At 71.8% G+C, this 22,096-nt stretch carries 19 protein-coding genes; 10 read left to right on the top strand and 9 right to left on the bottom strand.

Annotation, left to right across the window (positions count from 1 at the left end):
* Nucleotides 1-11: 11 nt before the first annotated feature.
* The 4 genes from ACYVJ0_RS10610 to ACYVJ0_RS10595 all read left to right on the top strand — a co-directional run bounded on the left by ACYVJ0_RS10610 (nucleotide 12) and on the right by ACYVJ0_RS10595 (nucleotide 5,215).
* Nucleotides 12-593, top strand: a complete 582-nt coding sequence (locus tag ACYVJ0_RS10610; protein ID WP_460817736.1) for a DUF3000 domain-containing protein — start codon at nucleotides 12-14, stop codon at nucleotides 591-593.
* Nucleotides 586-1,785, top strand: a complete 1,200-nt coding sequence (locus tag ACYVJ0_RS10605) for an HRDC domain-containing protein (RefSeq protein WP_460817735.1) — start codon at nucleotides 586-588, stop codon at nucleotides 1,783-1,785. Before ACYVJ0_RS10610 ends, ACYVJ0_RS10605 begins: the two co-directional genes overlap by 8 nt.
* 74 nt (nucleotides 1,786-1,859) lie before the next feature.
* Complete coding sequence (locus ACYVJ0_RS10600) at nucleotides 1,860-3,065, top strand: thiolase family protein (RefSeq protein WP_460817733.1); 1,206 nt, start codon at nucleotides 1,860-1,862, stop codon at nucleotides 3,063-3,065.
* A gap of 8 nt (nucleotides 3,066-3,073) precedes the next feature.
* Nucleotides 3,074-5,215: a 3-hydroxyacyl-CoA dehydrogenase NAD-binding domain-containing protein gene (locus tag ACYVJ0_RS10595; RefSeq protein ID WP_460817808.1), complete on the top strand. Its 2,142-nt coding sequence runs from the start codon at nucleotides 3,074-3,076 to the stop codon at nucleotides 5,213-5,215.
* Between the two features lie 59 nt (nucleotides 5,216-5,274).
* On the opposite strand, the gene dxs is transcribed toward ACYVJ0_RS10595, so the two are convergent.
* The 5 genes from dxs to dut form a co-directional block, all read right to left on the bottom strand.
* Nucleotides 5,275-7,230 (bottom strand): 1-deoxy-D-xylulose-5-phosphate synthase, encoded by a 1,956-nt coding sequence (gene dxs, locus ACYVJ0_RS10590; protein ID WP_460817732.1) that lies wholly within the window; start codon nucleotides 7,228-7,230, stop codon nucleotides 5,275-5,277.
* Nucleotides 7,231-7,369: 139 nt separating this feature from the next.
* Complete coding sequence (locus tag ACYVJ0_RS10585; protein WP_460817731.1) at nucleotides 7,370-10,243, bottom strand: aconitate hydratase; 2,874 nt, start codon at nucleotides 10,241-10,243, stop codon at nucleotides 7,370-7,372.
* 138 nt (nucleotides 10,244-10,381) lie between these two features.
* Nucleotides 10,382-11,146, bottom strand: a complete 765-nt coding sequence (locus ACYVJ0_RS10580) for a DUF3159 domain-containing protein (protein ID WP_460817729.1) — start codon at nucleotides 11,144-11,146, stop codon at nucleotides 10,382-10,384.
* Entirely contained in the window at nucleotides 11,143-11,736 is a 594-nt protein-coding gene (locus ACYVJ0_RS10575; protein WP_449854201.1) for a DUF3710 domain-containing protein, read from the bottom strand. The genes ACYVJ0_RS10580 and ACYVJ0_RS10575 overlap by 4 nt, the downstream gene beginning before the upstream one ends.
* Before the next feature lie 32 nt (nucleotides 11,737-11,768).
* Nucleotides 11,769-12,218: a dUTP diphosphatase gene (gene dut / locus ACYVJ0_RS10570; RefSeq protein WP_449854159.1), complete on the bottom strand. Its 450-nt coding sequence runs from the start codon at nucleotides 12,216-12,218 to the stop codon at nucleotides 11,769-11,771.
* 12 nt (nucleotides 12,219-12,230) lie between these two features.
* Here dut and ACYVJ0_RS10565 point away from each other — a divergent pair, with 12 nt between their 5' ends.
* Nucleotides 12,231-12,707, top strand: coding sequence for a DUF3093 domain-containing protein (locus ACYVJ0_RS10565; protein ID WP_449854158.1), 477 nt, complete (start codon nucleotides 12,231-12,233; stop codon nucleotides 12,705-12,707).
* A 68-nt stretch (nucleotides 12,708-12,775) separates the two neighbouring features.
* On the opposite strand, the gene ACYVJ0_RS10560 is transcribed toward ACYVJ0_RS10565, so the two are convergent.
* Entirely contained in the window at nucleotides 12,776-13,069 is a 294-nt protein-coding gene (locus ACYVJ0_RS10560) for a DUF4193 domain-containing protein (protein ID WP_449854157.1), read from the bottom strand.
* Nucleotides 13,070-13,294: 225 nt separating this feature from the next.
* Between ACYVJ0_RS10560 and sepH the strand changes: the two genes are divergently transcribed.
* Nucleotides 13,295-14,332 (top strand): septation protein SepH, encoded by a 1,038-nt coding sequence (gene sepH / locus ACYVJ0_RS10555; RefSeq protein WP_449854156.1) that lies wholly within the window; start codon nucleotides 13,295-13,297, stop codon nucleotides 14,330-14,332.
* Here sepH and ACYVJ0_RS10550 read toward each other — a convergent pair.
* Nucleotides 14,329-15,411, bottom strand: a complete 1,083-nt coding sequence (locus tag ACYVJ0_RS10550; protein ID WP_449854155.1) for an alkaline phosphatase family protein — start codon at nucleotides 15,409-15,411, stop codon at nucleotides 14,329-14,331. The genes sepH and ACYVJ0_RS10550 overlap by 4 nt on opposite strands.
* A gap of 136 nt (nucleotides 15,412-15,547) precedes the next feature.
* Here ACYVJ0_RS10550 and ACYVJ0_RS10545 point away from each other — a divergent pair, with 136 nt between their 5' ends.
* On the top strand, nucleotides 15,548-17,992 hold the full coding sequence (locus tag ACYVJ0_RS10545) for a DNA gyrase/topoisomerase IV subunit A (RefSeq protein WP_460817726.1): 2,445 nt from the start codon (nucleotides 15,548-15,550) through the stop codon (nucleotides 17,990-17,992).
* A gap of 25 nt (nucleotides 17,993-18,017) precedes the next feature.
* Here the strand turns inward: ACYVJ0_RS10545 and ACYVJ0_RS10540 are convergent, their stop codons facing one another.
* A complete protein-coding gene (locus tag ACYVJ0_RS10540; RefSeq protein WP_460817725.1) occupies nucleotides 18,018-18,227 on the bottom strand; it encodes a methyltransferase in 210 nt (69 codons plus the stop codon).
* A gap of 149 nt (nucleotides 18,228-18,376) precedes the next feature.
* Here ACYVJ0_RS10540 and ACYVJ0_RS10535 point away from each other — a divergent pair, with 149 nt between their 5' ends.
* Both ACYVJ0_RS10535 and ACYVJ0_RS10530 read left to right on the top strand, forming a co-directional pair.
* Nucleotides 18,377-18,622 (top strand): hypothetical protein, encoded by a 246-nt coding sequence (locus tag ACYVJ0_RS10535; RefSeq protein ID WP_460817723.1) that lies wholly within the window; start codon nucleotides 18,377-18,379, stop codon nucleotides 18,620-18,622.
* Nucleotides 18,619-19,359, top strand: coding sequence for an SRPBCC family protein (locus ACYVJ0_RS10530; protein WP_460817722.1), 741 nt, complete (start codon nucleotides 18,619-18,621; stop codon nucleotides 19,357-19,359). The genes ACYVJ0_RS10535 and ACYVJ0_RS10530 overlap by 4 nt, the downstream gene beginning before the upstream one ends.
* Before the next feature lie 103 nt (nucleotides 19,360-19,462).
* Here ACYVJ0_RS10530 and ACYVJ0_RS10525 read toward each other — a convergent pair whose 3' ends face one another.
* Nucleotides 19,463-21,541 (bottom strand): DNA gyrase/topoisomerase IV subunit B, encoded by a 2,079-nt coding sequence (locus ACYVJ0_RS10525; protein ID WP_460817721.1) that lies wholly within the window; start codon nucleotides 21,539-21,541, stop codon nucleotides 19,463-19,465.
* A gap of 194 nt (nucleotides 21,542-21,735) precedes the next feature.
* Between ACYVJ0_RS10525 and ACYVJ0_RS10520 the strand changes: the two genes are divergently transcribed.
* Entirely contained in the window at nucleotides 21,736-21,942 is a 207-nt protein-coding gene (locus tag ACYVJ0_RS10520) for a DUF7455 domain-containing protein (protein WP_449854149.1), read from the top strand.
* Nucleotides 21,943-22,096: the final 154 nt, after the last annotated feature.

Here is a 22,096-nt window from a genome sequence, read left to right as displayed (position 1 = left end):
AATCTGTCGGCGTGACAGACCACGGTCCGGTTCCGTACGCCTTCGCCCACGCGGAGGCGCGCCTGCGGGCCGCCGCGTTCCGCAGCGACTTCTCCGTGCGCGAGATCCCCTCGCCGCAGGGCGTCGCGCCGTTCTCCCTGGCCGTCGCCGGCGACGTCCGCCCCGACGAGCACGGCGACTCCCCCTACGGCACGGGCCGCTTCATCCTGCTGCACGACCCCGACGAGCCGTCGTCGTGGGGCGGCCCGTTCCGCATCGTCTCATTCGCGCAGGCGCCGCTCGAGCCCGAGATCGGGACGGATCCCCTGCTGGCGGATGTGACGTGGTCCTGGCTCATCGATGCACTGGAGACGCGCGGGGCGGCGTACCATTCGGCATCGGGCACGGCCACGAAGATCCTCTCGACGGGGTTCGGCGGGCTCGCCGAGGAGGGAGACGGCGCGCAGATCGAGCTGCGCGCGTCGTGGACCCCCGAGGGCGACCCGCGCGATCACGTCGAGGCGTGGGCCGAGCTCGTGTGCATGCTCGCCGGTCTGCCCCCGGGATCCGAGCAGATCGCGGTCTTCGGGGCCAGGAAGGCGGAACGTGACTGAATACCGGGTGATCGACACCCCGGAGGGGCTGGCGGAGGCGGCCGAGCGGATCGCCGGAGGCGAGGGCCCGGTGGCCGTGGACGTGGAGCGCGCGTCGGGCTTCCGCTACTCCCAGCGCGCCTATCTCGTGCAGATGTTCCGTCGCGGCGCGGGGCTGTTCCTGTTCGATCCGCCGCCGATCGGCGACTTCTCCGCGCTGCAGGCGGCGATCGGCGACGCCGAGTGGCTGCTTCACGCCGCGAGTCAGGACCTGCCCTCGCTCGCCGAGCTGGGCCTGCGCCCGCCGTCGATCTTCGACACCGAGCTGTCGGCGCGCCTGCTCGGCTGGCCCCGCGTGGGGCTCGCCGCGGTCACGGAGCAGGCCATCGGCGTCGTGCTGAAGAAGGAGCACTCCGCCGCCGACTGGTCCACGCGCCCCCTGCCGCAGGCCTGGCTCGAGTACGCGGCCCTCGACGTCGAGCACCTTGTCGACGTGCGCGACGTCCTCGTCGAGGCTCTCGAGGCGTCGGGGAAGACCGAGTGGGCGCGCCAGGAGTTCGAGGAGGTGCGCCTGCGCGAGCCCAAGCCGCCGCGCGCGGATCCGTGGCGGCGCCTCAGCGGCCTGCACCAGGTGCGCGGCCGCCGCGGCCTGGCGATCGCCCGCGAGCTGTGGCTCTCGCGCGAGCGGCTGGCGCAGGAGCAGGACGTCGCACCCGGGCGCCTCGTGCCCGACCGCGCCCTCGTGGCCGCGGTGCTCGCCGCGCCCACCTCGAAGGCGCAGCTCGCGGCCCTGAAGGACTTCACCGGCCGCGCCAGCCGCACCCAGCTCGATCGCTGGTGGGCGGCGCTCGATGCGGGCCGCGCGACGAGCGACCTGCCGCCGGACCGCCTCCCGGGATCCGACACGCTGCCGCCGCCCAAGGCGTGGCGCGACCGCAACCCGGAGGCCGACGCGCGGCTGCGCTCGGCCCGCCCGGCCGTCGCCGAGCTCGCCGAGCGCATCGAGATGCCCACCGAGAACCTGCTCACGCCCGAGGTGCTGCGGCGCGTGGCGTGGGAGCCGCCGACGCCGATCACGGCCGACGCCGTCGCCGACGCGCTGCGGGCGCTCGGCGCGCGGCCGTGGCAGGTGGAACTCACCGCGCCCATCATCGCGGAGGCGTTTGTCCATCCGGTGCAAGAGGCCCCCGAACCGGCGGACGCGGCTTCGTAGGTACTCCCCAACCGGTTGGCCCCGGCGTTGCAGGATCCTCATAGGCTGGGATCACTCGAATCTTGGGAGGCAGAGTGGCCGAGCTCTCGGATGTCTACTTCGTCGACGGTGTCAGGACGCCCTTCGGGCGCGCCGGCGAGAAGGGCATGTACTGGAACACCCGCGCGGACGATCTCGTCGTGAAGGCGATGATCGGGCTCATGGAGCGCAACGCGGATGTGCCGAAGGACCGGATCGATGACGTGGCGATCGCCGCGACGTCGCAGACGGGCGACCAGGGACTGACGCTGGGGCGCAGCACCGCGATCCTCGCGGGTCTCCCCCAGACCGTGCCCGGCCTGGCGATCGAGCGCATGTGCGCCGGCGCCATGACGGCCGTCACGACCATGGGCGCCTCGATCGGCGTCGGCATGTACGACCTCGCCCTCGCGGGCGGCGTCGAGCACATGGGTCGCCACCCGATCGGCGCCAACGCCGACCCCAACCCGCGCTTCGTCGCGGAGCGGATGGTCGACCCGGGCGCGCTCAACATGGGTGTCACGGCCGAGCGGATCCACGACCGCTTCCCGCACCTCACGAAGGAGCGCGCCGATCGGTTCGGCATGCGCAGCCAGCAGAAGGTGCAGGCCGCTTACGAGGCCGGCAAGATCCAGCCCGACCTCGTGCCCGTGGCCACCACCGGCGCCGACGGCGCCTGGGCGCTCGCGACCGAGGACGAGGGCCGCCGCCCCGAGACGACGCTCGAGGGTCTCGCGAGCCTCAAGACGCCGTTCCGCCCGCACGGCCGCGTGACGGCCGGCACCTCGTCGCCCCTCACCGACGGCGCCACGATCAGCCTGCTCGCCGGCGGCAGCGCCGTGAAGGAGCTGGGCCTGACGCCCAAGATGCGCATGGTGTCGTTCGCGTTCTCCGGCGTGCAGCCCGAGATCATGGGCATCGGCCCGATCCCCTCGACCGAGAAGGCGCTCGCCAAGGCGGGCCTGGCGATCGACGACATCGGCCTGTTCGAGCTGAACGAGGCCTTCGCGATCCAGGTGCTGTCGTTCCTCGATCACTTCGGGATCGACGACGAGGACCCGCGCGTGAACCAGTGGGGGGGCGCGATCGCCCTCGGTCACCCGCTGGCCGCGTCCGGCGTGCGCCTGATGATCCAGCTCGCGGCCCAGTTCGCCGAGCGCCCCGACGTCCGCTACGGCCTCACGGCCATGTGCGTGGGCCTGGGCCAGGGCGGCTCCGTGATCTGGGAGAACCCCCACTACACCGGCAAGAAGCGGAAGTGACCGGACGCATGACCGACTACGAATCGATCGATTTCTCGACGCTCGACGCCGCCTCCGAGGAGGAGGTCGTCACGCACTCGCTTGTGCGTGATGTGACCCTTCCCAGCGGACGCGTGCTCGCGCTGATCACGCTGCACAACGGCCGCGACCACACCCGCCCGAACACCCTCGGGCCGCGCACGCTGACCGAGCTGAACGGCGTGCTGGAGGAGCTCAAGCACCGGGCCGCCGCCGGCGAGATCCAGGCCGTCGCCATCACCGGCAAGCCGTACATCTTCGCCGCCGGCGCCGACCTCTCGCAGATCACGGCGCTCGACGGGCGCGAGAGCGCGCTCCTCATCGCTCAGCGCGGGCACCAGGTGCTCGGCAAGCTCAGCGACCTGGGCGTGCCCTCGTTCTCGTTCGTGAACGGGCTCGCGCTCGGCGGCGGCGTGGAGATCGCGCTGAACTCCACGTACCGCACCGTCGACTCGTCCGCCGCGGCGATCGCGCTGCCCGAGGTGTTCCTCGGGATCATCCCCGGCTGGGGCGGCGCGTACCTGCTGCCGAACCTCATCGGCATCGAGAACGCGCTCGAGGTGATCATCTCGAACCCCCTCAAGCAGAACCGCACGCTCAAGGCGGCGCAGGCGTACGAGATGGGCATCTTCGACGCCATGTTCTCGCCGGCGAACTACCTCGAGGACTCGCTGAACTGGGCCGACGGCGTGCTCGAGGGCACGGTCAAGGTCGAGCGGCGCAACGTGCCGGGCAAGATGGAGAAGCTCACGAAGTGGCCGATCGCCATCAAGATGGCGCGCGGCATGCTCGAGAGCCGCATCGGCACCGTCCCCCGGTCGCCGTACCGGGCGCTGGACCTGCTCGACAAGGCGCGCTCGGGCTCGAAGGAGGACGGCTTCGCCCGCGAGGACGAGGCGCTCGCCGACCTCGTCACGGGCGACCAGTTCGCCGCCTCGATGTACGCCTTCGACCTCGTGCAGAAGCGCGCGAAGCGCCCGGTGGGCGCGCCCGACAAGGCGCTCGCGCGCAAGGTCACCAAGGTCGGCGTCATCGGCGCGGGCCTCATGGCCAGCCAGTTCGCGCTGCTGTTCGTGCGCCGCCTGAAGGTGCCCGTGCTCATCACCGACGTGTCGCAGGAGCGCGTGGACAGGGGCCTGTCGTACATCCGCGACGAGATCGGCAAGCTCGAGGGCAAGGGCCGCATCGACGCCGACGAGGCCAACCGCCTGCGCGCGCTCGTGCGCGGCACCGTCGACAAGAGCGAGTACGCCGACTGCGACTTCGTGATCGAGGCGGTGTTCGAGGAGACGAAGGTCAAGCAGGACGTCTTCCGCGAGATCGAGGCGATCGTCTCGCCCGAGGCGATCCTCGCCACGAACACGTCGTCGCTGTCGGTCGAGGAGATCGGCTCGGTGCTGTCCAACCCCGAGCGTCTCATCGGCTTCCACTTCTTCAACCCCGTGGCCGTGATGCCCCTCGTCGAGGTCGTGCGCACGCCGCAGGCCAGCGACGAGGCCATCAGCACGGGCTTCGTCGTCGCGAAGAACCTGAAGAAGAACGCGATCGGCACCACGGACGCGCCGGGCTTCATCGTGAACCGCCTGCTGGCGAAGGTCATGGGCGAGGCCGCGCGCGCGATCGACGAGGGCACGCCGCTCATGACGGTCGAGAAGGCGTTCGCGCCGCTCGGCCTGCCGATGACGCCGTTCCAGCTCATCGACCTCGTGGGCTGGAAGGTCGCCGCGCACGTGCAGGACACGATGGCGCGTCACTTCCCCGACCGCTTCCACGCGTCGGCGAACCTGCACGCCCTCGCCGAGCTGGACGAGGTCGTCGAGAAGGACAAGGGCGGCCGCGTCACGGGCTGGACGAAGCAGGCACAGAAGGCGCTCACCGTCGGCAAGAGCCCGGCGTCGGAGGAGGAGATCCTCCGACGCGTGGAGGACGAGCTGGCCCGCGAGATCCACATCATGCTCGAGGAGAAGGTCGTGCCGGAGGTCGAGGACATCGACCTGGCGCTCATCCTCGGCGCCGGCTGGCCGTTCATCGACGGCGGCGCCACGGCCTACCTGGACCGTGTCGGCGCCTCGGAGCGCGTCTTCGGCTCGACGTTCCACACGCCCCCGATCCGCGGCATCGCATCGCGCTGACCGCACGCGCGAGACGGGAGGGATCGACGGATCCCTCCCGTCTCGCGTTTCCGAGAAAACTACTGCCGGGACTTCTCGACCGGGCCCGTGACAGCCGGCAGGCCGCTCGCGCCCTCGGGGCGCGCGACGGGGATGCGGGTGCCCAGCACCTGCGAGACGACATCGTGCGCGATCTTCGCCGCGCTCAGGCCGGCGTCCTCGAGGATCTCCTCTCGGGACGCGTGGTCGAGGAACGCGTCGGGCAGGCCGAGCTCGTCCACTGCTGTGTCGACGCCGGCCTCGCGCAGCACCTGGCGCACGCGGGTGCCGATGCCGCCGACGCGCAGGCCGTCCTCCAGCGTGATGACGAGACGGTGCCGCGCCGCGAGCTCGACGATCGAGTCCGGCACCGGCACGACCCAGCGCGGGTCGACGACGGTCGCGCCGATCCCCTGCGCGCGCAGCCGCGTGGCCACATCCAGTCCGAGCTGGGCGAACGGACCGATGCCGACGATGAGCACGTCTTCCGCGGTGCCGCGCGCGAGCACGTCCACGCCGTCGTCCAGGCGCTCGAGGGCCGGGATCGAGGCCGCCACGCTTCCCTTGGGGAACCGGACGACGGTGGGGGCGTCCGAGACCGCCACGGCCTCCTGCAGCTCCTCGCGCAGCCGCTCGGCGTCGCGCGGGGCGGCGATCCGGATGGTCGGCACGATGTGCAGCAGCGCCAGGTCCCACATGCCATGGTGGCTCGGCCCGTCGGGTCCGGTCACGCCGGCGCGGTCGAGCACGAAGGTGACGCCCGCCTTGTGCAGCGCGACGTCCATGAGCACCTGGTCGAACGCCCTGTTCACGAAGGTCGAGTACAGCGCGACGACGGGATGCAGGCCGCCGTACGCGAGGCCCGCCGCCGACGCGACGGCGTGCTGCTCGGCGATGCCCACGTCGTACACGCGATCGGGGAAGCGCTCGGCGAACGGCGCGAGTCCCGTCGGCCGCAGCATGGCCGCCGTCATCGCGATGACCTCGGGGCGCTGCTCCCCCACCCGCACGAGCTCGTCGGCGAAGACATCGGTCCAGCTCTGCGAGGACGAGGACGAGACCGGCTCGCCCGTGTGCGGGTCGATGCGGCCGACGGCGTGGAACTGGTCGGCCTCGTCGTCGCGCGCCGGCTGGTAGCCGCGGCCCTTCTCCGTGATGGCGTGCACGAGCACCGGGGCGCCGTACGACTTCGCCAGCTCGAGCGTCTCGCGCAGCGCCTTCACGTCGTGCCCGTCGACGGGCCCGAGGTACTTGATGTCGAGTTGCGAGTACAGCGCGCGGTTGTTCGTGAAGCGCGAGAGGAAGCCGCGCGTGCCGCCGCGCAGGCCCCGGTAGAGCGCGCGGCCGGCCGGACCCAGCAGGCGGTCGGCCAGCCGGCTCGACTTCGCATCCAGGTCGCGGTAGACGCCGCCCGTGCGCACGCGGTTGAGGTAGCGCGCCATCCCGCCGATCGTGGGCGCGTAGGAGCGGCCGTTGTCATTGACGACGATCACGAGGTTGCGGTCGTTGTCGTCGGTGATGTTGTTGAGCGCCTCCCACGTCATGCCGCCCGTGAGCGCGCCGTCGCCCACGACGGCGACGACGTGGCGATCCGCCCGCCCCGTGCGCGTGAAGGCGCGGGAGATGCCGTCCGCCCAGCTCAGCGAGCTGGAGGCGTGCGACGACTCCACGACGTCGTGCAGGCTCTCGGAGCGCTGCGGGTAGCCCGCCAGTCCCCCGCGGGCGCGAAGGTTCGCGAAGTCCTTGCGGCCCGTGAGCAGCTTGTGCACGTACGACTGGTGGCCGGTGTCGAAGATGATCGGATCGTCCGGCGAGTCGAACACGCGGTGCAGCGCGATCGTCAGCTCGACCACGCCGAGGTTCGGGCCGAGGTGTCCGCCGGTGCGGGCCACATTCGCGATGAGGAACTCGCGGATCTCGCCGGCGAGCTGCGCGAGCTGCGCATCGGAGAGCGCGTCGAGATCGCGCGGCCCGCCGATCGCGTCGAGAAGACTCATGCGCAAAGCCTACGCCGCGGGCCCTCCCCGCAGGCTGAACGGAGCCGCCGAAAACGCAAGGGGGCAGACCCGAATCCTCCCCCGACGCAGCGCGCCCCGCCCGGCCGAGGCCGAGCGGGGCGTGCGTCGCGCGGGGCGATCAGACGAGGCTGCGCAGCACGTACTGCAGGATGCCGCCGTTGCGGTAGTAGTCGGCCTCACCGGGCGTGTCGATGCGGACGATCGCGTCGAACTCGATCGTCTGCTTGCCCTCGGCCGAGTGCTCGCTCGGCTCGGCGACGACGTGCACCGTCTTGGGGGTGACGCCCTCGTTGAGCTGCTCGAGGCCCGAGATCGAGACGATCTCGGTCCCGTCGAGGCCCAGCGACTCCCAGCTCTCGCCGGCGGGGAACTGCAGCGGCACGACGCCCATGCCGATGAGGTTCGAGCGGTGGATGCGCTCGAAGCTCTCGGTGATGACCGCCTTCACGCCGAGCAGGCGCGTGCCCTTGGCCGCCCAGTCGCGCGACGACCCGGAGCCGTACTCCTTGCCGCCGAAGATGACCAGCGGGGTCTCCTGCGCGGCGTAGTTCTGCGCGGCATCGAAGATGAACGACTGCGGGCCCCCGGGCTGCGTGAAGTCGCGGGTGTAGCCACCCTCGATCTGCTGGCCGTCGTTGACCGCCTTGACGAGCGCGTTCTTGAGGCGGATGTTCGCGAACGTGCCGCGGATCATCACCTCGTGGTTGCCGCGTCGCGAGCCGTAGGAGTTGAAGTCGCGCTGGGCGACGCCGTGCTCCATGAGGTACTGCGCGGCGGGGGTGCCGGCCTTGATCGAGCCCGCGGGGCTGATGTGGTCGGTCGTCACCGAGTCGCCGAGAGCCGCGAGCACGCGGGCACCGGTGATGTCGGAGACGGGCTCCGGGTCCATCGTCATGCCCTCGAAGTACGGCGCCTTGCGCACGTAGGTCGAGTTCTCGTCCCACTCGAAGGTCGGGCCGCTCGGGGTGTCGAGCGACTTCCACCGCTCGTCGCCGTCGAACACCGTGGCGTACTGCTTGATGAACTGGTCGCGCGAGATCGAGGAGTCGATGATCTCCTGCACCTCGTCGGGCGCGGGCCACACGTCCTTGAGGAACACGTCGTTGCCGTCCGCGTCCTTGCCCAGCGGGTCGGTCTCGAAGTCGAAGTTCATCGAGCCGGCCAGCGCGTACGCCACGACGAGCGGCGGCGAGGCGAGGTAGTTCATCTTCACGTCGGGGCTGATGCGGCCCTCGAAGTTGCGGTTGCCCGAGAGAACGGCCGTGACGGCCAGGTCGTTCTCGTTGATGGCCTCCGAGACCTCCTCGATGAGGGGGCCCGAGTTGCCGATGCAGATCGTGCAGCCGTAGCCGACGGTGTAGAAGCCGAGGCCCTCGAGATCCTTGTCGAGGCCCGACTTCTCGTAGTAGTCGGTGACGACCTTCGAGCCGGGGCCGAGCGTCGTCTTGACCCACGGCTTGCGCGTCAGGCCCTTCTCGCGCGCCTTGCGGGCGAGGAGGCCGGCGGCGATCATGACCGACGGGTTCGACGTGTTCGTGCATGACGTGATGGCCGCGAGCGTGACGGCGCCGTTGTCGAGCAGGTACGACTCGCCCTCGGGCGTGGTCACCTTCACGGGCTTCGACGCGGCGTGCGGCGCGCCGCTGACGAGCATCGACTCCACGTGCTGGTGCTCGCGCTCGCCGTCGTGCTGGTGCGAGACGCCGTTGGTCGGCATGTGCTCGTGCTCGACGCCGGGGACGACGCCCGGGTCGGAGGCGGGGAACGTGCCCTCGACCTCGACGGAGTCCTCGGGAATCGCGGCGTAGCCGACGATGTCCTTCTCGAACTGTGCCTTCGCCTCCGACAGCAGGATGCGGTCCTGCGGGCGCTTCGGGCCGGCGATCGAGGGGACGACCGTGGCGAGGTCGAGCTCCATGTACTCGCTGAACACCAGCTCGCGCGACGGGTCGTGCCAGAGGTGCTGCTCCTTGGCGTACGCCTCCACGAGCGCGACGGTCTGCTCGTCCCGGCCGGTCAGGCGCAGGTAGTCGAGCGTGACGTCGTCGATCGGGAACATGGCGGCGGTCGAGCCGAACTCGGGGCTCATGTTGCCGATCGTGGCGCGGTTGGCGAGCGGCACCGAGGCGACGCCCTCGCCGTAGAACTCCACGAACTTGCCGACCACGCCGTGCTTGCGGAGCATGTCGGTGATCGTCAGCACCACGTCGGTCGCGGTCACGCCGGCGGGGATCTCGCCCGTGAGCTTGAAGCCGACGACGCGCGGGATGAGCATCGACACCGGCTGGCCGAGCATGGCCGCCTCGGCCTCGATGCCGCCGACGCCCCAGCCGAGCACGCCGAGGCCGTTGACCATGGTGGTGTGCGAGTCGGTGCCGACGCAGGTGTCGGGGTACGCGCGCAGCACGCCGCCGACCTCGCGGTCGTAGACGACCTTGGCGAGGTGCTCGATGTTCACCTGGTGCACGATGCCGGTGCCCGGCGGCACGACCTTGAAGTCCTTGAACGCGGTCTGACCCCAGCGCAGGAACTGGTAGCGCTCGCCGTTGCGCTCGTACTCGATCTCGACGTTGCGCTCGAGCGCGTTCTCGGTGCCGAACAGGTCGGCGATGACCGAGTGGTCGATGACCATCTCGGCCGGCGAGAGCGGGTTGATCTTGTCGGGGTCGCCGCCGAGCTCCGTGACGGCCTCGCGCATCGTGGCCAGGTCGACGATGCAGGGCACGCCCGTGAAGTCCTGCATCACGACGCGCGCGGGCGTGAACTGGATCTCGGTGCTGGGCTCGGCCGTGGCGTCCCACGAGCCGAGAGCGCTGATCTGCTCCTTGGTGATGTTCGCACCGTCCTCGGTGCGGAGCAGGTTCTCGAGGAGGACCTTGAGGCTGAACGGCAGCGACTCGTAGCCCTCGACCGCATCGATGCGATAGATCTCATAGTCGGTGCTGCCGACCGTCAGGGTGCTCTTGGCACCGAAGCTGTTCACCGTGGACACCGGTTCCGTCTCCTTCGGGATCGACCGCGGAATTCCCTCCCCATCCTGCCCCTGCGAGGGCTCCGCGGCTAGCAAGGAGCACCTAACAGTCGTCGCCGGACGAGGGGGACGATTTATCTTGACGTCAAGATAAATCCATTATGCACGATCGTCGCGGTCGGCACGCGCATACAGGGCGCGCACGGCGAGCCACGTGACCGCCACGAGGGGCGCGAACAGCGGCAGCCCCATGAGCAGCTTCGCCGTGCCGAGCTCGACCACGGCGCCCGACAGGTAGAGCGGCAGCTGCACGGCGAGCCGGGCGTAGAACAGCGCCGCCCACGCGATCGCGAGCCAGAAGTAGGCGCGGCGCTTGCGCCGGTCGGCGCGCCACGCCGTGCCCTCGCCCATGAGGAACCCGCCCGCGAGGCCGATCACCGACCAGCCGACGAGCGCGGAGACGAGGATGGCGGTGCCGTACACCGCATTGGTCACGAGCCCCGGCAGGAAGTTCTGCTCGCCCTGGCCGGTGAACAGGGCCAGCGCGGCCGCGAAGCCCGCCGCGACGAGCCCGCCGAGGGCCGCGGCCGGCGTGGATCGCTGCGCGAAGCGCACGATGGTGAACAGCGCCGCGAGGCCCACCGAGACCGCCAGCGACAGCCACAGCGGCTCGGGGCGGACCGTGTAGACGAGCACGAACGCGAGGCTCGGCAGCACCGACTCGAGCACCCCCCGGAAGCCGCCCATCGCCTTCCAGACGACGCCCCCGGCCGTGGCCTCCTCGGCGGGGTCGATGCCGGCGCGGCGCGCCGCCTCGCCGAACGCCTGCCCCAGCAGATCCGAGGCGGCGGGCGGCGGGGTGAGATCGGCGGACTCCCGACCGGCCGCCGTGTCGCGGTCGCGCGGCGCTGCGGGATCGCTCACGCCGCGCCCGGCGCCTGCGGCATCTTGAGCGGGATGAGGTCGCGCGGCGGCATGGGGTTGCCGCCGCGCACCACGACCAGCGAGCGGAAGAGGTCCTCGACCTGCTCGGCCGCGGCGGGGTCGCTCGCGGCCGCGCCGCCGATCACGCCGCGCAGGAACCAGCGCGGCCCGTCCACTCCCACGAAGCGGGCCAGGCGCATCGCCTTGCCGCCCTCGGCGTCGGCCGTGGGCACCTCGGCGAGCAGCTCGGGACCGAAGGGGCCGCCGCGCTCCTCGACGCGGCCGCCCTGCTGGCGCACCTGCTCGCGGATCTGGTCGCGCGTCTCGCCCCACAGGCCCGTGGACCGCGGCGCGGCGAAGGGCTGCACCTGCAGCGTCGAGCCCGCGTAGTCCAGGCCGATGGCGACGATCCGCTTCGTCTTCTCCTCGACCTCGAGCCGCAGGTTCAGGCCCTCGCGGGGCAGCACCTTCAGCCCTCCCAGGTCGATGTACGGCCGCACCGCGTTCGCCTCGGACTCGTCGAACGGCCCGCTCTGGGCGCGCCCGACCGGCGCCGACTTGGCGCTCGCCTCGGCATCGGCCGGCGCCACCGGCGTGACGTCCTCGGCCGCGTTGTCGTCGCTCACTTGGTCTCCCCTGTCTGGTAGCCGGTGGATCCGAACCCGCCCTCGCCGCGCCCGCTCTCCGGCAGCTCCTCGACGGGCACGAAGCGCGCCCGCGGCACCGGCATCACGATCAGCTGCGCGATGCGGTCGCCCACGGCGATGTCGTACGCCTCGCGGGCGTCGGTGTTCAGCAGCGCGACCTTGATCTCTCCGCGATAGCCGGCATCGACGGTGCCGGGCGCGTTCACGATCGTGATGCCGTGCTTGGCCGCCAGCCCGCTGCGCGGCACGACGAACGCCGCGTGGCCCTCCGGCAGCGCGATGCGCACCCCGGTGCCCACGAGCGCGCGCTCGCCCGGCTCCAGCCGCACCGCCTCGGCGGCGACCAGATCGGCGCCGGCGTCGTCGGGGTGGGCGTAGGCCGGGATCACGGGTGCGACAATAGGCACGTCCACGGTTTCGGTCACGCAACGAGGGTAATGCAGATCACATCAACGCCGACCCGGTCGTCGCGCGCGACGTACCGCGAACGCCTCTCCCCCTCGCTCCGGCTGCTGGGCGGGGCCGCCGTCGTCGCGCCGATGGCGTCGCTTGTCTTCGTGCAGATCGACCGCGCCCTGGCGCTGGGCATCGGCATCGCCGTCGCGATCGCGGTCGTCGCGCTCCTCGTGGGGCTCGCCCCCGTCGTCGAGGTGCGCGGCACCGAGCTGCGCGCGGGCCGCGCCCGCATCGAGGCGCGCTTCCTCGGCGAGCCCGTGGCGCTCACCGGCGCGGATGCCCAGGCGGCGCGCGGCCGCGACATCGACGCGCACGGGTGGCACCTGATCCGCGGCGGGATCGACGGTCTCGTCGTCGTGCCGAACACCGACCCGGACGACCCCGTGGGCTCGTGGACGATCTCGTCGCGCACGCCCGAGCGCCTGGCCGCCGCGATCCGGCTCGCCCAGCACGCCTGATCCGGTCCCCGCAACGGCGAAGCGCCCGGCCGCCTCCGAGGAGGCGCCGGGCGCTTCGCGTTCGCGGGTCAGGCCGCGCAGTCCTTGCAGATGAGGCCGTTGGGGCCGTCCTCGGCGAGCTGCGAGCGGTGCTTCACGAGGAAGCAGTTCATGCACGTGAACTCATCCTCCTGCGGGGGAAGCACGACGACGTCGAGCTCGACGTTGGACAGATCGGCGCCGCCCAGCTCGAAACCGGGATTGTCGGCATCCTCCGTGTCGGCCGACCCCGGCTGCGGGTTGTTCCGCGCGGCCTTGAGCGCCTCGATCGACTCGTTGCTCTCGTCTTCGGACTTGCGGGGGGCGTCGTAGTCGGTTGCCATCGGAGGGCGTCACACTTCTTTCGTTGGAGCTCAGGCGCCCCGAACCGTGCGGCGGGGCGGCGATAGTCTGCATGAGCGGGAACGGATTCGCAAACGCACACGCGGCTCCCCGCGGACCCACAGCAATCGCTGCCGGTGAAACCCGCGGCACGCCCACGGTATTCCCGGCGTTGGGCCCGCAGCGTGACAGCATGTGAGTCACCGCAGAGCGCGGAAGGAGCACGCATGGAACAGCTCACGGTCATCGGATCGGAGGACGGCGCCCTCGTCCTCGCGAACGAGTCGGGAGAGCGCTTCACCGTCGCCGTCGACGACGTGCTGCGCTCCGAGATCCGCCGGGCCAGCACGACGACCCGGCCCGCGCCGCGCACCGCCGCCAGCCCCCGCGAGATCCAGAAGCACATCCGCGCCGGCATGTCGGCCGAGGAGGTGGCCGAGCTGCTCGGCGCCGACCTCGATGACGTGCGGCGCTTCGAGGGACCCGTGGTCGCCGAGCGCGAGCACATCGTGAGCCAGGCGCTCGCCGTGCCCGTGCTCATCGGCAGCGAGCTCGACGGCGACGCGAACCCGACGTTCGGCGTCGCGATCCGCGGCAAGCTCGCGAGCCTGCACGCGACGGGCGAGCGCTGGACCAGCTGGAAGGAGCCCAGCGGCTGGATCGTGAAGCTGGAGTTCACGGCCGGCGAGGTCGAGCACGACGCCCGCTGGTCGTTCGAGCCCCGCCGCAGCGCGCTGTCGCCGCTCAACTCCGACGCCACCCAGCTGTCGCGGCAGGGCCCGCTGCCCGAGGGACTGATCCCGCGCCTGCGCGCGCTCGACACGCCCTCCAAGGACGACAGCCGGTTCGACACCGACGCGTTCGGCCCGCGCCGCCTGCCCGACGCCGAGCCCGAGGCAACGGCGCCGCTCGCGGCCGTCTCGAGCCGCGAGGTGCGCGACACCGCCACGCGCCGCGCGCCCGAGGAGCACAGCACGTCGCCCGAGACGGCCGACCTGCTCGAGGCGCTGCGCCGCCGCCGCGGCCAGCGCGAGACGGCCCCCATGAGCGAGCTGGACGAGAGCGCCGCGCGGCACCCCGCCAGGGGCAGCGCGCCGGTCGCGCTGTTCGAGGCCATGGACGAGGCCACCCGCCCGGCCGAGGCTCCCGAGAAGCGCGATCCGGAGCCCGAGCCGGAGCGCGAGTCCGAGTCGCCGCGCCGCCGCGGTCGCGCCGCCATGCCGTCGTGGGACGAGATCGTCTTCGGCGCCCGCAGCGACGACTAGCCGGCGAACGCGCCGAGGCGGATGAACGGGACTGTCATCTCCTCAGGGCTCGTCGATCCGTGCTGGCCGATCATGTCCTGCGGCTTCTTGTCGGCGAGGCGGTCGTCGTAGAACGCCCACGTGCCGCGCGCCGCGACGAGCACGTCGCCGATCCGGCCCCGCACGTGATCCGCCACCGCGGGGCCGAACAGCCCGGCGGCGAGTGCCTCGTCGCGCGTCGCGACGTCCGCGGTCCCCTCCGATCCCGCGCGCCAGGCCTCGGCCAGCGACGCGACGTCGCGCCCCGGCTCGGCGTAGACGTGCAGCATGCGCGGCTCGCCGCCGAGGTGCGCCACGCCGTCGAGGCGCGGGTCGCCGTCGCGCAGCAGCACGTGACGATGCCGCGGCACGTCGACCATGCCGTGGTCGGAGGTGACGACGGCGCCGATGCCGTCCGGCAGCCGCTCGGCCGCACGCAGCGCGCCGTCGACGCGCTCGAGAGCGTCCACCCAGCGGTCCGAGGCGACGCCGTGCTTGTGCCCGGCCTGATCGAGCTCCGGCAGGTAGCAGTAGACGAGCCCGCCCTCGTGGCGCTCGGCCAGCGCGAGGGACACGCGCACCCGCTGGGCGAGGTCCTTCTCCCCCACGAACTCCGCACCGCGCATGATCGCGCGCGTGAGTCCGGTGCCTGCGTACTTGTCGAGGCTCACGGCGAAGGGGCGCAGCCCCGCCGCGGCCGCGGCCTCGAAGACGGTCTCGCAGCGCTGCCACGCATCCGGGTCGAGGCCGTCGCGCTCGTAGCCGTTCAGCTGGTTCGCGAGCGCACCGCGCTCGGGATCGAGCACGCGATAGCCGACCAGGCCGTGCTCGCCCGGCCAGGCTCCCGTCAGCAGGCTCGTCAGCGCGGCCGCGGTCGTGGAGGGGAAGACGGTGCGCGCGACGTCGCGCCGCGCCATGGCCCCGGCGAGGAAGCGCGCGTGCGCGCGGTGCGCGCGCAGCGGGATCGCGCCGAGCCCGTCGACGACGAAGAGCACGGCGGATCGCGCCGCCGGCAGCCCCGACGGGCGGCCGGTCAGCGACGCCAGCAGGTCCGGCGCCACCCCGGTGAGGCTCCGGGCTGCCGCGGGACCCGAAGGTACGATCGATGACATCCGGGCCAGTCTCGCACAGCACCCGAACGGGACTTCCGGCCCCCGCCGCGCATCCGCGGCCGCCACCGCACGAGGAGAGGGCTGAATGGCGCGCAAGCAGGCACCCGCCGCCGAGCCGGTCGAGGAGCGCATCGAGGACATCGACCTCGAGACCGAGATGCAGGGCTCGTACCTCGAGTACGCGTATTCCGTCATCTACTCCCGCGCCCTTCCCGACGCGCGCGACGGGCTCAAGCCGGTGCAGCGCCGCATCCTCTACCAGATGGCCGAGATGGGCCTGCGCCCCGACCGCGGCCACGTCAAGAGCGCGCGCGTCGTCGGCGAGGTGATGGGAAAGCTCCACCCCCACGGCGACACCGCGATCTACGACGCGCTCGTGCGCCTGGCACAGGACTTCGCGATGCGCGTGCCGCTCGTCGACGGGCACGGCAACTTCGGATCGCTCGACGACGGCCCCGCCGCCGCGCGTTACACCGAGGCGCGCCTGGCCTCCCCGGCCCTCGCCCTCACCGCGGACCTCGACGAGGACGTCGTCGACTTCGTCCCCAACTACGACGGCCAGTTCCAGCAGCCCGACGTGCTGCCGGCCGCCTATCCGAACCTGCTCGTCAACGGCGCGAGCGGCATCGCGGTCGGCATGGCGACCAACATGGCGCCGCACAACCTGATCGAGGTCGTGAACGCCGCCATCCACCTGCTCGAGAACCCCGAGGCGACGACGGCCGAGCTCATGGAGTTCGTGCCGGGCCCCGACTTCCCCTCCGGCGGCGTCGTCATGGGCCTGGACGGCGTCAGGGACGCGTACGAGACCGGCCGCGGCGCCATCAAGGTGCGCGCCAAGGCGTCGATCGAGCCGATCGGGCCCCGCCGCACCGGCATCGTCATCACCGAGCTGCCGTACATGGTCGGCCCCGAGCGCGTCATCGAGAAGATGAAGGACGCGGTGCAGTCGAAGAAGCTGCAGGGCGTCGCCGATGTGCAGGACCTCACGGATCGGCACCACGGGCTGCGCCTCGTCATCAGCGTCAAGACCGGCTTCGACCCCGCTGCCGTGCTCGAGCTGCTCTACCGGCTCACCCCGCTCGAGGACTCGTTCAACTTCAACAACGTCGCCCTCGTCGGCGGGCAACCGCGCACCCTCGGCCTGAAGGAGCTGCTGCGCGTCTACATCGACCACCGCCTCCAGGTGGTCACGCGGCGCAGCCGCTTCCGCCTCGCCCGCCGCCAGGAGCGCCTGCACCTCGTGCGGGGACTGCTCGTCGCGATCCTCGACATCGACGAGGTCATCCAGGTGATCCGCTCGTCCGACACCTCGGAGCAGGCCAGGACCCGGCTGTGCCAGGTGTTCGACCTCGACGAGGTGCAGGCCGAGTACATCCTCGAGCTGCGCCTGCGCCGGCTCACGAAGTTCTCGCGCATCGAGCTGGAGCAGGAGCGCGACGCGCTGCTGGCCGAGATCGCCCAGCTCGAGGAGCTGCTGGGATCGAACGTGCTGCTGCGCCGCAAGGTGGCCGAGGAGCTCGAGGCCACGGCCGAGAAGCTCGGCACCCCGCGCCGCACGCTGCTCATGAACGCCAAGCCCGCCGCGCCGCGCTCGTCGAAGGCGGCGCCCGATCTGCAGATCGCCGACGGGCCGACGCTCGTGGCGCTGTCCACGACGGGCCGCGCGGTGCGACTGGATCTGACCGACGGGCAGCAGCTCACGGCACCGGCCCGTCGCAGCAAGCACGATGCGGTCCTCGCGACCGCGGCGGGCACGATCCGCGGCGAGCTCGGCGCCCTCACCTCGCGCGGTCGCGTCATGCGCTTCTCCCCCATCGACATCCCCTCCGTGCCGACCAATTCGATCCAGCTGGGCGGCGGCGTGAAGCTGCGCGACTACATCGGCCTCGTCGACAAGTCGGAGCAGATCGTGTCGATCCTCGCGCTCGACTCCGACACGCCGGTGGCGCTCGGCACCGCGCAGGGCGTCGTGAAGCGCATCGTGCCGTCGGCACTTGCGCCCAAGCCCGAGGTCGAGGTGATCGGGCTGAAGCCGGGCGACGCGGTCGTGGGTGCCGGCGTCGCGCCGGACGAGGCCGAGCTCGTGTTCGTGACCCAGGACGCGCAGCTGCTGCGCTTCGCCGCCTCGAGCGTGCGCCCGCAGGGCGCGGCGGCCGGAGGCATGGCCGGCATCAAGCTGGGCGCCGGGTCGAGCGTCGTGTTCTTCGGCGCCGTCACGGGCGACGACTCGGTGGTCGTGACGGTGTCGGGATCCGATGCGATCCTCGCGGGCACGGATCCGGGGCGCGCGAAGATCACCGACTTCTCGGAGTTCCCGGCGAAGGGCCGCGCCACGGGCGGCGTGCGCGCCCACGCGTTCCTGAAGGGCGAGGACCGGCTCACGCTCGCGTGGGTCGGCCCCGATCCGGCGCTCGCGGTCGACGCGCAGGGCTCGGCGCGCAAGCTGCCAGAGACCCTCGCCCGTCGCGACGCCTCGGGTCAGCCGCTCGAGGCCGTGGTCGCGTCGATCGGCCGCACGGTCGTCTGACGCGGCGCGGATCGCCGCCCCGGGCTCAGTGGCGGCGGAACTCCGGTCGCGCGGTTCCCGGCTTCAGGTGCGAGCACAGGGCGCCCTTGGCGACGTCGAGCGTCGGGTAGGCGCCGACCGGCTCGTCCTGTCCCGCCATCGTCACCACGAAGCCCTCGTCGTCGCGCCGGATCGTGCCGACCGCGCCGGCCTGCCCGTAGGCCACCCACAGCGACCGGGTCTGCGTCACGGACATCCGCTCCCCCTTCCGTCCGCGCGGTCCTCGTCGACCGCGCACGCCCGAGGGTACGCCGCCGCGCGGCGCCGATCCACCCCTGCGGCGACGCGAGCCAGGACGAGCAACTCAGGTTGACAGCGGGCCCGTGAGCAACGTGCGTTGACAGCATGGAATCCCGACAGATCGCCGATGTCGCGGCCGACACGAGCGACCCCCGCGCCGGCCTGCGCGCCGTCGCCTCGCTGCGCGCCCTGGCCGATGCGCTGGAGCTGCGTCAGGTGGAGGCGGCGCTGCGCGCCGGCCTGCGCTGGCAGGACGTGGCCGACGCGCTGGGCGTGACGCGCCAGGCGGTGCACAAGAAGTACGCGCGCCGCATCGATCCGTCCATCGACGTGCCCAGGAGGACCGCATGACCCGCCTCACCTTCCCCGAGACCGACGGCTACCGCTGGTCCGATCGGGCCATGGCCGTCATCGACCGCGCCTCCCGCGCCCGCGGTGGCGGCGACGCGAGCGCGGTGCTGCGCGAGCTCCTGCGCGAGCCGAGCGGCATGATCGCGGCCGTGCTGCGGCGACTGGGCACGACGGCGAACCAGGTCGCGGCACGCCTGGACGAGGCGGACCGGCTCCCGGCCGCCCGTCCGGCCGCGCGCGACCGCCTCGTGGCGACCGTCGCGGCCTTCGTGCCCGCCTCGCCCCAGGAGGTCCGGCGGCTGCTGACGGATCCGGCGCGGCTGCCCGAGTGGGACGCCGCGATCGCCCGCGTCGACGGCGCGGAGGGCGCGGCCGCGGCGCCGGGCGCGCGGTGGACGGCGTGGTCGCCGACCGAGCACCCCGACGGACGTCCGATCCGGCGCCGGCACGAGACCGCGCGCGTCGTCGCGGAGTTCCTGGGCGGGCGCGATGCGGAGAGCGTCGCGTGGCGCTTCACCTTCCCCGACCTGCCTCGCGCGAACGCGCGCCGCATCGAGATCGCCGTGGAGGCGGCCGCCTCGGGCTCGCAGCTGAGCGTCACGGCGGGCTGGGAGCGCAACCCGGCAGCGCGGCGCGTGCCGCTGCTGCCGGTGCTCCTGCGCCCCCTCACGCGCCTGTTCGTGTGGCAGCAGGCGCAGAACACGGCCGCGGGGATCAGCCGCGCCCTGCGGCACTGATCCCCACACCGGTCTTCATCTCGACTCCGCGCCCTGCGGGCGCTCCGCTCGATGTTGACCCGCGGCGCATCAACGCCGCTGCGCGGCATTGACCCGCCGCGCGTCAAGCGTCGATGGCCTCGCGGTCCAGGCGGTCGGCGGAGTCGACGATGAACTCGCGCCGCGGGGCGACCTCGTTGCCCATGAGCATCTCGAAGACGCGGCCGGCGGCCTCGGCGTCCTCCAGCCGCACGCGACGCAGCAGGCGCCCGTCCTTCTGCATCGTCGTCTCAGCCAGCTGATCCGCGTCCATCTCGCCCAGGCCCTTGTAGCGCTGGATCGGCTCCTGCCACCGCTTGCCGGCCTTGCGGAGCTTGGCGAGCAGGGCGTGCAGCTCGCGCTCGCTGTAGGTGTAGATCGTCTCGTTCGGCTTGGAGCCGGGGTTGATCACGATCACCCGGTGCAGCGGCGGCACGGCGGCGAACACCCGGCCGTGCTCGATGAGCGGGCGCATGTAGCGGTAGAAGAGCGTGAGCAGCAGGGTGCGGATGTGCGCGCCGTCGACGTCGGCGTCGCTCATCATGATCACCTTGCCGTAGCGGGCGGCCTCGATGTCGAACGACCGTCCCGATCCCGCGCCGACGACCTGGATGATCGAGGCGCACTCGGCGTTCGAGAGCATGTCGCTGATCGAGGCCTTCTGCACGTTGAGGATCTTGCCGCGGATGGGCAGCAGCGCCTGGTACTCGCTGTCGCGGGCCTTGCGCGCGGTGCCGAGCGCCGAGTCGCCCTCGACGATGAACAGCTCGCTGCGCTCCGTCTCCTTGGTGCGGCAGTCCACGAGCTTGGTCGGCAGCGTCGACGACTCCAGCGCGTTCTTGCGGCGCTGCGTCTCCTTGTGCGTGCGCGCCGAGATGCGCGCCTTCATCTCCGCGACGACCTTGTCGAGCAGCATCGAGACCTGACTCTTGTCGTCGCGCTTGGTGGAGGCGAAGCGCTGCTTGAGCGACTCGCGCACGACCTTGGCCACGATCTGGCGCGCGGCGGGCGTGCCGAGCACCTCCTTGGTCTGGCCCTCGAACTGCGGCTCGGGTAGCTCCACGGTGAGCACCGCGGTGAGGCCGGCGAGCACGTCGTCCTTCTCGAGCTTGTCGTTGCCGACCTTGAGCCGGCGCGCATTCTTCTCGACCTCGGCGCGCAGCTGCTTGAGCATCTCCTGCTCGAAGCCCTGCTGGTGCGTGCCGCCCTTGGGGGTGGCGATGATGTTGACGAACGAGCGGATCGTCGTGTCGTAGCCCGTGCCCCAGCGCAGCGCGATGTCGACGCGGCACTCGCGCTCCACCTCGGTGGAGCGCATGGATCCGTCGGCCTGCAGCATCGGCACCGTCTCGGTGAAGGTGCCCGCGCCCTCCAGTCGCCACGTGTCGGTCACGGGGGCGTCGGTGGCGAGGTAGTCGACGAACTCGGCGATGCCGCCGTCGTACCGGAACGACGTGTCGACGGGCTCGTCGCCGCGCTCATCGCGGATCGCGATCTCGAGGCCCGGCACGAGGAACGCCGTCTGGCGGGCGCGGGTCATGAGGTCGTCGAGCTGGAACGCCGCGTCCTTCGTGAAGATCTGGCGGTCGGCCCAGTAGCGCACGCGCGTGCCGGTCACGCCCTTGGCGACCTTGCCCACGACCTTCAGCTCGCTCGACTGCTCGAACGGGCGGAACGGGGCGTCCGGCCGCTTCTCGCCCTTGTCGGCGAACACGCCGGGCTCGCCGCGGTGGAACGACATCGCGTAGGTCTTGCCGCCGCGGTCCACCTCGACGTCGAGGCGCTCGCTCAGCGCGTTGACCACCGAGGCGCCGACGCCGTGCAGTCCGCCCGAGGCCGCGTACGAGCCGCCGCCGAACTTCCCGCCCGCGTGAAGCTTGGTGTACACGACCTCGACGCCGCTCAGGCCCGTGCGGGGCTCGACGTCGACCGGCACGCCGCGCCCGCGGTCGCGCACCTCGACGCTGCCGTCCGCGTGCAGGATCACGTCGATCCGGTCGCCGTTGCCGGCGACGGCCTCGTCGACGGAGTTGTCGATGATCTCCCACAGGCAGTGCATGAGGCCCGGGGAGCCGTTCGAGCCGATGTACATTCCGGGGCGCTTCCGGACGGCCTCCAGCCCTTCGAGGACCTGCAGATGGTGGGCGGAGTACTCGGCTGTCACAATCTTCGATGCTATCCGCGCCGCGCCCTCTGGCCTCGCAGACACTCCCCGCGCCACGCGCTCGTCACGCGCGATCCGCGCGCCCGTACGCGCTGAGCGAAACATGCCGGCGATCGGGCAGGATCCCCAGGGTCGCGTGGTTATATGTGAGGCATCGGAACATCGGTGCAGGCACGAAACGAGGAGGCAGACCAATGACAACCGCAACCGCTGAAGCTCCTGTCCTCCACCGCCTCACGGCGGCCGACCGCTGCGACTCGTGCGGCGCCCAGGCGTACATCGCCGCCGAGGTCAACGGCAGCGAGCTGCTGTTCTGCGCGCACCACGGCCGCAAGTACGAGGAGAAGCTGCGCGCCGTCGCCACCAGCTGGCACGACGAGACCGAGCGACTTCAGGCCTGAGACCAGGCAGACGAGGCGCCCATCCGGATCATGGCGGGTTCTAACGGTGGTCGCAACACCCCGAGTTTCGGGAGGTTGCGGCCACCGTGTCGTTTTCGGAGGAGAAGGATCGTCGCCGGGCCGAGTTCCTGGCGTTGTTGGAGTCGTTGGGCAG

The sequence above is a fragment of the Microbacterium petrolearium genome, from assembly GCF_054782875.1.
Note: the sequence above shows the minus strand (reverse complement) of the source record. Positions and strands in the feature narration are given on the sequence as shown.